This is a genomic window from Micromonospora sp. CV4 (genome assembly GCF_003667455.1).
Lineage (GTDB): Bacteria > Actinomycetota > Actinomycetes > Mycobacteriales > Micromonosporaceae > Micromonospora.
Map to the genome: position 1 here is coordinate 18,687 of NZ_RCVI01000229.1, position 13,113 is coordinate 31,799.

The window sequence follows — 13,113 nt, forward strand, 5'->3', positions numbered from 1 at the left end:
GGTGGCTGGCTGGTCAGGGTGTAGGGATGTCGCGGGTGTGGAAGGTGCGCAGGGCGAGGGTGACCAGGGCGGCCGTCACTGCGGCCAGGGCGACCAGCGGGGTGGCGGTCCAGCCGGAGCCGAGGACCTGCGGGGTGTGGGTGAACGGGGAGATGTCCAGCGCCCACTGATCCAGCTCCAGGACCGCGCCGAGCTGACCGAGCAGCAGGCAACCGGCGAGCACCGCCCAGGCGCCCGCGGAGAACCGGGGCAGCCGGCCGACCAGCAACGCCGCCAGCCCGGCCAGCACCCAGGCCGCCGGCACCTGGGCCAGACCGGCGCCGAGCAGCCGGGGCAGCTCACCCCCGACATCGCCGCTGCTGAGGCCGTACGCCAACCCGGTCGCGAGCCCGGTCACGGAGAGCACCACCGCCGGGCCGAGCAGGGCGAAGAGCAGGTGCGCCGCCAGCCAACGGGTCCGGCTCACCGCCGTGGCGAGCAGCGGCTCGGCCCGCCCGGCGGTCTCCTCCGCCCGCGCCCGCAGCGCGGCCTGGATGCCGTACCCGGCGGCGGCCAGCGCGGTCAGGCTCAACGTCCCACCGAGGTACGCCTCCGCGAGCGCGGAGGTGCCACCCAGCCGGGCCAGGATCTCGGCGACCTGCTGATTGCCCTGCACCGTCTCGCCGGCGGCATCCGCCGCGCCCCCGAGCACCAGGCCGAGCAGCCCGAACCCGACGGTCCAGCCGAGCAACTGACCCCGATGCAGCCGCCAGGCCAGGCCGAACGGGCCCGCCAGCCGCGGCCCGGCGGTCGCCGGGCCGAGCCGGGGCGGAAACACCCCGCCGCCGAGGTCCCGGCGCACCGAGACGGGGTACGCGACGAGCGCGACCACCGCACTGAACAGCACCGGCAGCAGCAGCACCCACCAACGCTCGTCGGCGAAGGCCCGATCCCGGGCCGACCAGCCCAGCGGGGAGAGCCAGCTCAGCCACTCCGCGCTCCCGCCGGTGCCGCCGGAACCACCCGCGTCACCGGCCAGCCGCAGCACGAAGGCCAGCCCGAGCACACCCAGACCGGTCCCGCGCGCCCCGGCCGCGCTCTCGGTGAGCTGCGCGGCCAGCCCACCGACCGTGGCGAAGACGATGCCGGTGAGTGCCACCCCGGCCCCGAAGAGCAGCGAACCGGCACCGGGCAGGCCCGCGGCGACCAGGCCGGCGGCGGCGAGCAGGCCGAGCAGCAGGTTCGCGGCGTACGCCACCAGCAGCGCGGAAGTCAGCCCGGCGTACCGGCCCAGCACGGTGGCACCGAGCAGCTCACGCCGGCCGGCTTCCTCCTCCGTGCGAGTGTGGCGGACCACGGTGAGCACGCTGGCCAGCGCGGCGATCAACGCCAGCAGACCGGCCCGCTGGACGGTGAGCGCACCGACGCTGTCGCCGTAGACCGGGCCGAGCAGGGCGACGATCGACGGGTTGCTCGCCGTACCGGCCAGGTACGCGGCCCGCTCGGCCGCGGTCGGGTACAGCTCGGCGTACGTGCCGGCGTAGCTGGCTGGCAGCACGGCCAGCAGCAGGATCCAGATCGGCAGCACGACCCGGTCCCGGCGCAGGATCAGTCGCACCAGGTGCCGGGTGCCGGTGAACGCGCTCATGATCTCACCGTCGGCTCGGCCTGGTAGTGCCGCAGGAACAGCTCCTCCAGCGTCGGCGGCTGGCTGACCAGGCTGCGTACGCCGATCTCGGTGAGCCGGCGCAGGGCGGCGTCCAGCGCGGCGTTCTCCACGTCGAAGCGCACCCGCGCCCCGTCCACCCGCAGGTCGTGCACCCCGGCCAGCTTTCCCAGCCCGTCGACCGGGCCGGTCAGCTCGGCCTCGATCGAGGTTCGACGCAGGTGGCGAAGGTCGGTGAGGGTGCCCGTCTCGACGTCCCGACCGTTGCGGATGATCGTCACCCGGTCGCAGAGCGCCTCCACCTCGGCCAGGATGTGGCTGGAGAGCAGCACGGTGCGACCGTCGGCCTTCGCCCGGCGGACCCAGTGCTGGAAGGCCTCCTCCATCAGCGGGTCCAGGCCGGAGGTGGGCTCGTCCAGGATGAGCAGTTCGGCGTCCGAGGCGAGCGCGGCCACCAGGCCGACCTTCTGCCGGTTGCCCTTGGAGTACGCCCGGCCCTTCTTGCGCGGGTCCAGCTCGAAGGACTCCAGCAGCTCGGCCCGGCGGGCCGGGTCGAGGCCGCCGCGCATCCGGCCGAGCAGGTCGATGACCTCTCCGCCGGAGAGGTTGGGCCAGAGCGTCACGTCGCCCGGCACGTAGGCCAGCCGGCGGTGCAGGGCCACCGCGTCGCGCCACGGATCACCACCGAGCAGGCGGACGGCCCCCGCGTCCGTCCGCAGCAGGCCGAGCAGCGCTCGGATGGTGGTCGACTTGCCGGCGCCGTTCGGGCCGAGGAAGCCGTGCACCTCGCCGGCACGAACGGTCAGGTCCAGACCGTCCAGTGCCCGGGTCCGGCCGAAGGTCTTGACCAGGCCGGAAACCTCAATGGGAGTTTCCATGTATCGGAAGCTACACTCGTTTCACAAAGTTGTGAAGACTGTGAGATCCGGGGCACCATCGGGGGCCACACGAGCAGGCAGGGAGGGACCGCCATGGCAGCCACCGACGGCCACGACCCGGTGCACCTATTCGTCGAGCGGATGGCGCTGGCCTTCGCCGAGGTCGGTTTCCCGCGGATGGCCGCCCGGGTGCTGTTCACCGTGATGAGCGCGGACGACCCGTTGACCGCCGCCGAGATCGGCGAGCGGCTCGGAGTGAGCGCGGCGGCGGTCAGCGGCGCGGTTCGCTACCTCACCCAGTTCGGCATGCTGGTCCGCGAGCCGGTCCCCCGGTCCCGCCGGGATCGCTACCGGATGCCGGACAACCCCTGGTACGAGGCGACCGTCACCAAGACGGCGCTCTACAAGACGTTCATTGACGCGGCCGACGCCGGAGTGGTCGCCCTCGACGGCCCCGCGACGCCGGCCGGCGAACGGGTGGCCGAGATGCGCGACTTCTTCATCTTCGTCCAGGAGGAGATCGACTCACTGGGTGAGCGCTGGCGGGCCCGGCGGATTGCCACCGGCCACACCCGACCCGGCGAGGCCTGAGCGGCGTCTCCGAAGGCGACCGTGGCCTCGAACCAGATGCAGCGCGGTCACGCCTCCGAGTCGCGGTCGCCGGCGGCCCCCCGTCCGACCGGCGAGGTGGGAATCTCCAGCGGCCGTCCCCGGCTCCGCCACGCGTCGAGTAGCGCAACCAGGGCCAGCACCCCGGACACCACGCTCAGCCCGACCATCGGCGCCCAGCGGGCCAACGCCGGCGTGAACAGCAGCAGGGCCACCAGGCCGATCGTCCGGGAACGGGAGATCCGGCCGAAGATCTCGTACTCCAGCCGCGTACGGGCGACGAGGAAGAGCACCGGACCGCCCACCACGAACAGGAGCCAACTGGGCCGAGGCGACCCGAACGGATCATCGATCACCAGCTCGTAGCCCACCGAGGTGACCAGCACGCTGAGCACGATCAGCAGATGCGTCCGTCCCGACGTCGCGCCCAGCCGGCCCGGCAAACCCGCCCGGTCCAACGCCTCGGTCAGCAGCAGCCCGGCGCGGTGGAAGTAGATCCGCCAGAGCAGCGCGCTGGTGGCGAAGGCGACCGCGAAAGCGGCTGCCCGCTCCGCGGAGTAGTCCACGCCGCTGAAAACCACGCCGATGACCAGGATCGACTCACCGAGTGCGATGAGAAACATCTGCTGGTAACGGTCGGCAAGATGCATCCCGGCGATCCGCCAACGAGCCACCGCCGCAGCCCCGAGCCACGGCAGCGGCCAGCCCAGAGTCCAGGCGAGGTAGTCGACAGCGAGGGCGGCAGCCCACAGCGGCAGGCGAAGCTGATCCGGACCCAACGCGCCGGCCAGCCACAACGGCGCGCTCACCGAAGCCCACGCGGCGAGCCGGAACGGCACCAGCCGTCGCGGATGGCCACGCAGCGCGGCGGCGACCACCAGCGGCCGCACCACCATCACCATCAGGTACGCGGCCGTGAACGATAGTGCTCGCTCCTCCATGGCCCGGGGCAGCGTCACCGCCATGACCAGGCCGGCGAACATGGTGCCGACCACGACGGCCTGGATGACCGGCTGCTCTGGTTCGTACCGACTGGTGATCCAGGCCGTGTGTGACCAGATCAGCCAGAGCGCCAGAAAGAGCAGCAGGGTACGACCGAAGCCGGTGACCAGCGCCCAGCCGGTGTCATCGGTCAGGCCGGCGAACCGTTGCGAGACCCGGGTGAGGGCCACGACGAAGGCCAGATCGAAGAAGAGCTCCAGGAACGTGGCACGGCCCGAACTCTCGGGAGGGCGCAGCAGTTCGGCGCCCCGCCGAGCCGCCATCGTCCGCCTCCGTCCGCCCCTTGTCGCCCCAACGAGTCGGCGGTCGGAGGAGTTGCGTCAGCGCGTCAGGCGGTGTTGCCCCAGCGGGCCTGTTCGAGAAGCCGCACCGCCCGGTCCCGGCCCTCCGGCTCGTCGGAGCGGAGCAGGGCGGTCGCCTCGTCGACCGCGTCGGTGAGGCGCCGCCACTGCGTGTCGCGGTCCCGCACCAGGTCCGACTGGGCGGCCAACTGCCGGGTCTTCACCCACAGCTCCACGAAGACCGACACCTTGGCCCGCAGCACCCACGGGTCGAACGGCTTGGTCAGGTAGTCCACCGCCCCCACCTGGTATCCGCGCAGGGCGAGCTGGGCGTCCCGGTCAGCAGCGGTGAGGAAGATGATCGGCACGTGCCGGGTCCGCTCCCGGCGCTTGATGTGGCTGGCCGTCTCGAAGCCGTCCATGTCCGGCATCTGCGCGTCCAGCAGGATCACCGCGAAGTCGTCCACCAGCAGCTGCTTGAGCGCCGCCTCGCCGCTCTCCACCGCCACCGACTGAACCGGCAGGCCCTGGAGGATCGCCTCCAGGGCCATCAGATTCTCCCGCCGGTCGTCCACGAGCAGCGCCTTGGCCATCTGGGTCACGAAGTCTCCTCGGTCCGGCTGCCGCTGATCCAGGACGACATCAGCTCGATCAGGTCGTCCAGGTCGACCGGCTTGGTGATGTAGTCGCTGCCCCCGGCCGCGAGCGCCGACTCGCGGTCGCCCGGCATCGCCTTCGCGGTCAGGAAGACGACCGGCAGGTCGGCGAACCGGTGGTTGCGTCGGATCTGGCGGGTGGTCTCGTACCCGTCCTGGTCCGGCATCATGGCGTCCATCAGCACGATGTCCACCTCCGGATGCTCGGCCAGCAGGCGGACGCCGTCCGCCCCGTTGTCCGAGTACAGCACGGTCATCCCGTGCAGCTCCAACGCACTGGTCAGGGCGAAGACGTTGCGCACGTCGTCGTCCACGATCAGCACGGTCGCGCCGTCCAGCTGGCGGGTGGCCGGCGCCTCCGGCCGCTGCGGCAGCAACTCCAGCGGCGGCATCAGCAGCGACGACGGCAGGCCGGCGCGCTGCGGGGACGGCGGCGCAGGCGCGACCACCGCGTCCGGGGCCAGCACGTGCGGCACGAACAGGGTGAAGGTCGACCCCTGCCCCGGCGCCGACGACACGGTGATCGTGCCGCCGATCAACCGAGCCAGGTCACGGCTGATCGACAGGCCCAGGCCGGTGCCACCGTAACGGCGGCTGGTGGTGCCGTCCGCCTGCTGGAACGCCTCGAAGATGATCGACAGCTTGTCGTCGGAGATACCGATTCCGGTGTCGATCACGGTGAACGCGATGACCTGCTGGGCGTTGGTCAACGCCGGCACGTCGAACACCGCGTTCTCCGCCGCCGGGGCGATCCGCAGCGTCACCGCGCCGTTGTCGGTGAACTTCACCGCGTTGGAGAGCAGGTTGCGCAGGATCTGCTGCAACCGCTGCGCGTCGGTGACCAGCGCCGGCGGCAGATCCTTGCTCACCCGCACCTGGAAGTCCAGGCCCTTCTCCTCGGCCTGCGGCGCGAACGCCTGCTCCACGTAGCCGCGGATCTCGGCGAACCGGATCTGGGTCGGCTCGACGTCCATCCGACCTGCCTCGATCTTGGACAGGTCCAGGATGTCGTCGATGAGCCTCAGCAGGTCCGAGCCGGCGCTGTGAATGGTCCGGGCGAACTCGATCTGTTTCGGGTTGAGGTTCTGCTCCGAGTTCTCCGCCAGCAGCCGGGCCAGCAGCAGCAACGAGTTCAGCGGCGTCCGCAGCTCGTGGCTCATGTTGGCCAGGAACTCCGACTTGTACGCCGAGGCCCGGGTGAGCTGCTGCGCCTTCTCCTCCAGGCCGAGCCGGGCCAGCTCGATCTCCCGGTTCTTCGTCTCGATGTTGCCCTTCTGCTCGGAGAGCAGGGTGGCCTTCTCCTCCAACTCGGCGTTGGTGCGCTGCAACTCCGCGGACTGCTCCTGGAGCTCGTGCGCCAGCCGCTGCGACTGGGCGAGCAGCTCCTCCGTACGCCGGTTGGCCTGGATGGTGTTGACCGCGATGCCGATGGTCAGCACCAGCCGCTCCAGGAACGCCAGGTGCAGCTCGGAGAAGGCAGCCACGCTGGCGAACTCGATCACCCCGAGCAGCTCCCCCTCGAACAGCACGGGGAGCACCACCAGGTCGGACGGGGGTGTCTCGGCCAGCCCGGAGCGCAGGGTGAGCCGGCTGTTCGGAGAGGCGCTGACCCGGATCGTCCGGCGGGAGAGGGCGGTCTGCCCGACCAGCCCCTCGCCCGGGCCGAAGGTGACGTCGTGCCCCCGCGCCACGTACCCGTAGGAGGACGTCAACCGCAGCCGCATGCTGCCGTCGGTGTCGTCGGCCAGGAAGAAGGCGCCGAGCTGGGCCTCGACCAGAGGGGTCACCTCGGTCATGATCATGCGGCAGACCTCGCCCAGGTCCCGTTGGCCCTGCAACAGGCCGCCGATCCGGGCCAGGTTCGAGTCCAGCCAGCCCTGTTCCGCGTTCTTCTTGGTCGTCTCCCGAAGGGTGACGATCATCTGGTTGATGTTGTCCTTCAGCTCGGCGACCTCGCCCTGCGCCTTGACCGCGATCCGCTGGGTCAGGTCGCCGCGGGTCACCGACGTGGACACCTGGGCGATGGCCCGCAGCTGGGTGGTCAACGTCGAGGCGAGCTGGTTGACGTTCTCGGTGAGGTCACGCCAGGTGCCGGAGACGCCCTTCACCTGCGCCTGACCGCCGAGCTTGCCCTCGATGCCGACCTCGCGCGCGACCCGGGTCACCTCGTCGGCGAACGACGACAGTTGGTCCACCATCGTGTTGACGGTGGACTTCAGCTCCAGGATCTCGCCCTGCGCGTCCACCGTGATCTTCTGGCTCAGGTCGCCCTTCGCCACCGCCGTGGTGACCGAGGCGATGTTGCGCACCTGGCTGGTCAGGTTCGAGGCCATCGAGTTGACGTTGTCGGTCAGGTCACGCCAGGTGCCGGAGACGCCCTTCACCTGCGCCTGACCGCCGAGCTTGCCCTCGGTGCCCACCTCGCGCGCGACCCGGGTCACCTCGTCCGCGAACGACGACAGCTGGTCCACCATCGTGTTCACCGTCGACTTCAGCTCCAGGATCTCCCCCCGGGCATCCACCGTGATCTTCTGCGACAGGTCACCCTTCGCCACCGCCGTGGAAACCTGGGCGATGTTGCGCACCTGGGCCGTCAGGTTCGAGGCCATCGAGTTGACGTTGTCGGTCAGGTCACGCCACGTGCCGGCGACCCCGCGTACCTGCGCCTGACCGCCGAGCTTGCCCTCGGTGCCCACCTCACGGGCCACCCGGGTCACCTCGTCCGCGAACGACGACAGCTGGTCCACCATCGTGTTCACCGTCGACTTCAGCTCCAGGATCTCCCCCCGGGCATCCACCGTGATCTTCTGCGACAGGTCACCCTTCGCCACCGCCGTGGAAACCTGGGCGATGTTGCGCACCTGGGCCGTCAGGTTCGAGGCCATCGAGTTGACGTTGTCGGTCAGGTCACGCCACGTGCCGGCGACCCCGCGTACCTGCGCCTGACCGCCGAGCTTGCCCTCGGTGCCCACCTCACGGGCCACCCGGGTCACCTCGTCCGCGAACGACGACAGCTGGTCCACCATCGTGTTCACCGTCGACTTCAGCTCCAGGATCTCCCCCCGGGCATCCACCGTGATCTTCTGCGACAGGTCACCCTTCGCCACCGCCGTCGTCACCGAGGCGATGTTGCGGACCTGGCTGGTCAGGTTCGACGCCATCGAGTTGACGTTGTCGGTCAGGTCACGCCAGGTGCCGGAGACGCCCTTCACCTGCGCCTGACCGCCCAGGTTGCCCTCGGTGCCCACCTCGCGCGCGACCCGGGTCACCTCGTCCGCGAACGACGACAGCTGGTCCACCATCGTGTTGACGGTGTTCTTCAGCTCCAGGATCTCGCCCTGCGCGTCGACCGTGATCTTCTGCGACAGGTCACCCTTGGCGACCGCCGTGGAGACCTGGGAGATGTTGCGGACCTGGCTGGTCAGGTTGCCGGCCAGCTGGTTGACGTTCTCGGTGAGGTCCCGCCAGGTGCCGGAGACCCCGCGTACCTGGGCCTGGCCGCCCAGCTTGCCCTCGATGCCGACCTCGCGGGCCACCCGCGTCACCTCGTCCGCGAACGACGACAGCTGGTCCACCATCGTGTTGACGGTGTCCTTCAGCTCCAGGATCTCGCCCTGCGCCGCCACCGTGATCTTCTGCGACAGGTCGCCCCGCGCGACGGCCGTGGACACCTGGGCGATGTTGCGGACCTGGGCGGTCAGGTTCGACGCCATCGAGTTGACGCTGTCGGTCAGGTCCTTCCAGGTGCCGGCGACGTTCGGCACCTCGGCCTGGCCGCCCAGCTTGCCCTCGGTGCCCACCTCGCGGGCCACCCGGGTGACCTGCTCGGCGAAGAGCCGCAGCGTGTCGGTGAGGTAGTTGATGGTGTGCGCCAGCTCGGCGACCTCACCCTTGGCCGACACGGTGATCTTCTGGGACAGGTCGCCCTTGGCCACCGCGGTGGACACCTGGGAGATCGACCGCACCTGGTAGGTGAGGTTCGACGCCATGGTGTTGACCGAGTCGGTGAGGTCCTTCCACGTGCCGGCGACGCCCCGAACGTCGGCCTGGCCGCCCAGCTTGCCCTCGGTGCCCACCTCACGGGCCACCCGGGTCACCTCGTTCGAGAACGACGAGAGCTGGTCGACCATCGTGTTCACGGTGCGCCCGATGCGCAGATACTCACCACGCAGCGGCCGGCCGTCGATCTCCAGCGCCATGTGCTGAGACAGATCGCCGTCCGCGACCGCGACGATGACCCGGGCGATCTCGGTGGTCGGCCGGCCCAGGTCGTCGATCAGCGAGTTGATCGCCCGCTGGCCCTCCGCCCACGAGCCGTCCAGCCCCTCGTCGTCGAGCCGCTCGGTGAGCCGGCCGTCCCGACCGACGATCCGGCTGATCCGCCGCAGGTCCAGGTACTGCCGCTCCTGGAGCGAGACCACCTCGTTGAAGGCGTCCGCCACCTCGCCGCCCTTACCGGCGCGGCGGGGAAGCCGCACCTTCAGGTCGCCGCGACGGACCCGCCGCAACGCCTCGGTCAACTCACCGAGGAGCGCCTCGTGGTCGGACGCGGACGGATCCGCCACCGACTGCTTCGCCGTGGTCATCATTCCTCGCTCAACTCGGGGGCGCCGGCCCGTACGGACACGCCGGCATCCCATATTGTGCCCGCGCGCGCCGCAGTGCCAGGGTCCACGACCCGCCGATCGGGTCCGGCGGAACAGCAGATCCGCTCGATGCGGCCGATCCGGAACGGCCTGTCGGAGACCTCGCCCCGGTGCTGAACCACCACACCGACCCGATCGCGTCCCATTCGGAAAGGGCCTGCTTCCCCGAGGCCGGCGGCGCGGCCCGTGCGATGGTCGACCGGGTTGGCACCCGGCAGGGCGACGGTGGAGGATACGAGGGTGTCAGCCGAGGCGGGGCCCGCGACGGCCGGGGCCCGGAACGGGGCGGTCCGGCGTGTCCGCCTGCCCGCTGACCGGCGTACGCCGGCCGCCGCTCGCGCGGTGGTCCGCTCGGTGCTGGCCGAGGCGCACCTGGACGAGCTGGCCAACGAGGCGCTGCTGCTCACCACGGAGTTGACCACCAACGCTGTCGAGCACGCCCGCACCGAACTGGACATCGAGGTCGTCGCGGACGAGGTCGGGCTGTCGGTGACCGTCTCCGACTTCGCGCCCGGGTCGGGCGACGAGCTGACCGTCGGCACCCGCAACGACGCCACCGAGATCAACGAGGTCTCCGAGCGGGGCCGGGGACTCCTGCTGGTCGACCACTTCGCCAGCCGCTGGGGCACCACGTACCTGCCCACCGGGAAGGGCGTCTGGTTCCGGCTGGACCGCCCCGGCGCAGACCCGCCGGCCGGGGCCACCGCCGGTGGCGAGTCGATGCCGACCAGCGCCGGCCCGGGGGCCGCCGACAGCTCCGCACCGAGCGCCAGCGCGATGAGCGAGCTCATGCAGACCGCCCCCGACGTGTACGCGGACGATCCGCTGCCCGACTTCGCCGCCAACCTGCTCAGCCGGGTGGCCGAGATGGTGGGCGCGGCCGGCGGCACGATCCGCCTGGACCGGGGCGACGGGCAGGGCCACCAGGTGCTGGCCCGCTTCGGCCGGCAGCCCCGCCCCGACACGGAGCTGCTCCGGGTGCCGCTGTCGGTGCACCGCCCGTACGCGGGCGAGCTGGAGCTGGACGCCGCCCCGTCGGCGTACGCCCAGCCGCTGGCGGTGCTCACCGCGGAGCGGCTGTCGCTGCACCTGGAGAACGACCGGCTGCGCCGGGCCGACGTCCGCCGGCAGACGTGGCTGACGTTCCTGGCCGAGGCGAGCGAGTTGCTGGCCCAGTCGCTGGACGTCGAGCTGACCATGGCGCTGATTCCGCAGCTGGTGGTGCCGCGGCTCGGCCAGTGGTGTGCGGTGCACACCACCGACGAGTGGGGCCGGCTGCGACTGGCGGCGGCCAGCCACGCGGACGAGTCGGTGCTGCCACAGCTGCACAAGGTGCTGGAGGAGACCGGCCCGGACTCGATCCAGGCCCGGCTGCGCGAGGCGTCCCGCAGCGCGGCGCAGATCCCGCTCGGCGGGCCGATGGAGGGTTTCGCGGTCCCGTTGATCGCACGTGGGCAGCGGCTCGGCACCCTGGCGGTGGGGCGGCACCAGCGGCACCGGCACGACCCGGACGAGGTGTCGGTGCTGGAGGACGTCGCCCGGCGCTCCGCTCTGGCCATCGAGAACGCGCGGATCCACGCCGAGCGCCGGCGGGTGGCGCAGACGCTCCAGCAGTCCCTGCTGCCGCCGGTGCTGCCCGTGGTGGACGGGATCGGCTTCGCCGCCGAGTACGTCCCGACCGGCTACGACGCCGAGGTGGGCGGCGACTTCTACGACGTGGTGCCGCTGCTCGACGGCCGCTGGCTGGTGGTCATCGGGGACGTCTCGGGCAAGGGCGTCCAGGCGGCCGCGGTCACCGGGCTGGTCCGGGATGTGATCCGGGTGCTGGTCGGCGACGGCAAACCGTTGCCGGAGGCGCTGGCCCGGCTCAACGAGACGCTGGTCGAGCGGGGCGGCGGCCGGTACTGCACATTGGCCCTGGCGGCGGTCGGGCCCGGTGTCGGCGATCGGCTGGACGTCTCGCTGCACCTCGCCGGGCACGACCGGCCGGTGCTGCTGGCCGCCGGTGGGGGCGCCGAATTCGTGGGCGCCGGAGGCACGGCGCTGGGGCTGCTCGACACGATCACCTCGCCGACGGCGGAGATCTCGCTCGCGCCGGGCGACTCCCTGATCTTCTACACCGACGGGGTCACCGAGCGGCGGCGCGGCCGGGAGCTGTTCGGCACCGACCGGCTGCGCGACGCGGCCGCGCCACTGGCCGGCTACTCGGCGGACGTGGTGGCCGCCCGGCTGCGCGCCGCCGCGATCAACTTCTCGGTCGAGCCGCCCCGGGACGACATCGCGATCCTGGTGCTCCGCAACGACGCGGTCTGACCGCCCACTACCGGCCCACCCCGCGGCGGCGCACTGGGTAGATTGACGGCCATGTCGAGTGTCGCGCAGGTCGCCCCGTACTCCCGGCCCGCGGTCCGGGCACTGATCGTCGGGCTGTTGGCGACCGTCGGCGCGTTCCTCGCCGTGCTGCTGCTGTATCTGGGCCGGATGGCGGGCGCGGGCGTCGGCCCGGCCGAGATGCTGACCGGCGCGTACGACCCCAAGGATCTGATTCCGTTCGGGATGCACGGGGCGAACCCGCTCTACTGGCTCTACGCCGTGGTGTCGGTGCTCTATCTGGTGGGCGCGTTCCTCGGGCCACCGCTCGCGCTCATCGCGGTGGCGCTGGTCGCCCGGGAGCGGGGGGCGCTGCCCCGGACGACGCGGACGCTCCTGCTGGTGGGCGCGGTGGGCACGGCGCTGGTGCTGGTGGCCCGCTTCACCCCGCCGCTGCTCGACATGCACCGGTGGTGGCTGGACTGACGACCGGCGACAGCGGGCCTGCCGGGGGTCACAGACCGCCGGGAAGGCGGCCGGGTGCGAGCCGGTGCTGCGGGTCGAGATGCTCCTTGGCGGCCCGCAGCCGGGCCAGGCCGGCCAGCTCGCCCCAGAGGTCGACGGCCTGCCGCACCGGCGCGGGGGCGGACACCACCACGCAGCGACCCTGCCGGGCCAGCAGCACCCCCCGGACGGCGGCCAGGATGGACGCCACCCGATCGGGGGCCAGCGCGCCGGGCAGCGCCGCGTGCACCACGCCCAGCCCTGCGGAGCCTCGCACCGGCACCGGCGCGCCGGCCGCGTCGCGCAGCGCGTAGACCGCGGCGTGCAGGTCGCTGATCGGCACCTCCAGGCGCAGCGCGGTGTCGCCCGGTGCGAACGGGTAGCGACGCCACCAGGGCGGCGCGGAGTGCGCGACGGTCGCCTCCCCGTGCAGCAGGCCGACCAGGCGCTCGGCGCGCTCCGTGACATCGGCCCGGCCGCCCTCGAGCAGCACCACCAGGCTGCCCGCCCGGGACGGGGCGCCGGACCGGCCGGACATCGACGGGTGGCGTTCCCGGGCGGTGGCGGCCGGGTGGCCGGGTG

Annotated in this window: 8 protein-coding genes and 1 pseudogene; 3 read left to right on the plus strand and 6 right to left on the minus strand. The window is 71.9% G+C overall.

Translation table 11 applies throughout. The annotated features are described in order from the left end of the window. Positions 1–13: 13 nt before the first annotated feature. Both EAD98_RS10585 and EAD98_RS10590 read right to left on the minus strand, forming a co-directional pair. Positions 14–1,627, minus strand: a complete 1,614-nt coding sequence (locus EAD98_RS10585) for an ABC transporter permease (protein WP_121653880.1) — start codon at positions 1,625–1,627, stop codon at positions 14–16. Next, positions 1,624–2,523, minus strand: coding sequence for an ABC transporter ATP-binding protein (locus EAD98_RS10590; RefSeq protein ID WP_121653881.1), 900 nt, complete (start codon positions 2,521–2,523; stop codon positions 1,624–1,626). Before EAD98_RS10590 ends, EAD98_RS10585 begins: the two co-directional genes overlap by 4 nt. A 93-nt stretch (positions 2,524–2,616) precedes the next feature. Here EAD98_RS10590 and EAD98_RS10595 point away from each other — a divergent pair, with 93 nt between their 5' ends. Further along, entirely contained in the window at positions 2,617–3,114 is a 498-nt protein-coding gene (locus tag EAD98_RS10595; protein ID WP_121653882.1) for a GbsR/MarR family transcriptional regulator, read from the plus strand. Positions 3,115–3,161: 47 nt separating this feature from the next. On the opposite strand, the gene EAD98_RS10600 is transcribed toward EAD98_RS10595, so the two are convergent. The 3 genes from EAD98_RS10600 to EAD98_RS10610 form a co-directional block, all read right to left on the minus strand. After that, positions 3,162–4,397, minus strand: coding sequence for a low temperature requirement protein A (locus EAD98_RS10600; RefSeq protein ID WP_121653883.1), 1,236 nt, complete (start codon positions 4,395–4,397; stop codon positions 3,162–3,164). 65 nt (positions 4,398–4,462) lie between these two features. After that, positions 4,463–5,017 (minus strand): two-component system response regulator, encoded by a 555-nt coding sequence (locus tag EAD98_RS10605; RefSeq protein ID WP_121653884.1) that lies wholly within the window; start codon positions 5,015–5,017, stop codon positions 4,463–4,465. Next, positions 5,014–9,657: a HAMP domain-containing protein gene (locus EAD98_RS10610; RefSeq protein WP_233583789.1), complete on the minus strand. Its 4,644-nt coding sequence runs from the start codon at positions 9,655–9,657 to the stop codon at positions 5,014–5,016. The genes EAD98_RS10605 and EAD98_RS10610 overlap by 4 nt, the downstream gene beginning before the upstream one ends. 300 nt (positions 9,658–9,957) lie before the next feature. Here EAD98_RS10610 and EAD98_RS10615 point away from each other — a divergent pair, with 300 nt between their 5' ends. Both EAD98_RS10615 and EAD98_RS10620 read left to right on the plus strand, forming a co-directional pair. Then, positions 9,958–12,030: a SpoIIE family protein phosphatase gene (locus EAD98_RS10615; protein WP_121653885.1), complete on the plus strand. Its 2,073-nt coding sequence runs from the start codon at positions 9,958–9,960 to the stop codon at positions 12,028–12,030. A 51-nt stretch (positions 12,031–12,081) separates the two neighbouring features. Then, positions 12,082–12,513, plus strand: a complete 432-nt coding sequence (locus EAD98_RS10620; protein ID WP_121653886.1) for a hypothetical protein — start codon at positions 12,082–12,084, stop codon at positions 12,511–12,513. Between the two features lie 28 nt (positions 12,514–12,541). Here the strand turns inward: EAD98_RS10620 and EAD98_RS10625 are convergent. Further along, a pseudogene (locus tag EAD98_RS10625) lies at positions 12,542–13,113 on the minus strand (FAD-binding oxidoreductase); the annotation flags it as partial.

What these genes read in the sequence shown, in the direction of transcription:
- EAD98_RS10585 (WP_121653880.1), bottom strand. Translation starts at nt 1,627, where the DNA reads ATGAGCGCGTTCACCGGCACCCGGCACCTGGTGCGACTGATCCTGCGC.
- EAD98_RS10590 (WP_121653881.1), bottom strand. Translation starts at nt 2,523, where the DNA reads ATGGAAACTCCCATTGAGGTTTCCGGCCTGGTCAAGACCTTCGGCCGG.
- EAD98_RS10595 (WP_121653882.1), top strand. Translation starts at nt 2,617, where the DNA reads ATGGCAGCCACCGACGGCCACGACCCGGTGCACCTATTCGTCGAGCGG.
- EAD98_RS10600 (WP_121653883.1), bottom strand. Translation starts at nt 4,397, where the DNA reads ATGGCGGCTCGGCGGGGCGCCGAACTGCTGCGCCCTCCCGAGAGTTCG.
- EAD98_RS10610 (WP_233583789.1), bottom strand. Translation starts at nt 9,657, where the DNA reads ATGACCACGGCGAAGCAGTCGGTGGCGGATCCGTCCGCGTCCGACCAC.
- EAD98_RS10620 (WP_121653886.1), top strand. Translation starts at nt 12,082, where the DNA reads ATGTCGAGTGTCGCGCAGGTCGCCCCGTACTCCCGGCCCGCGGTCCGG.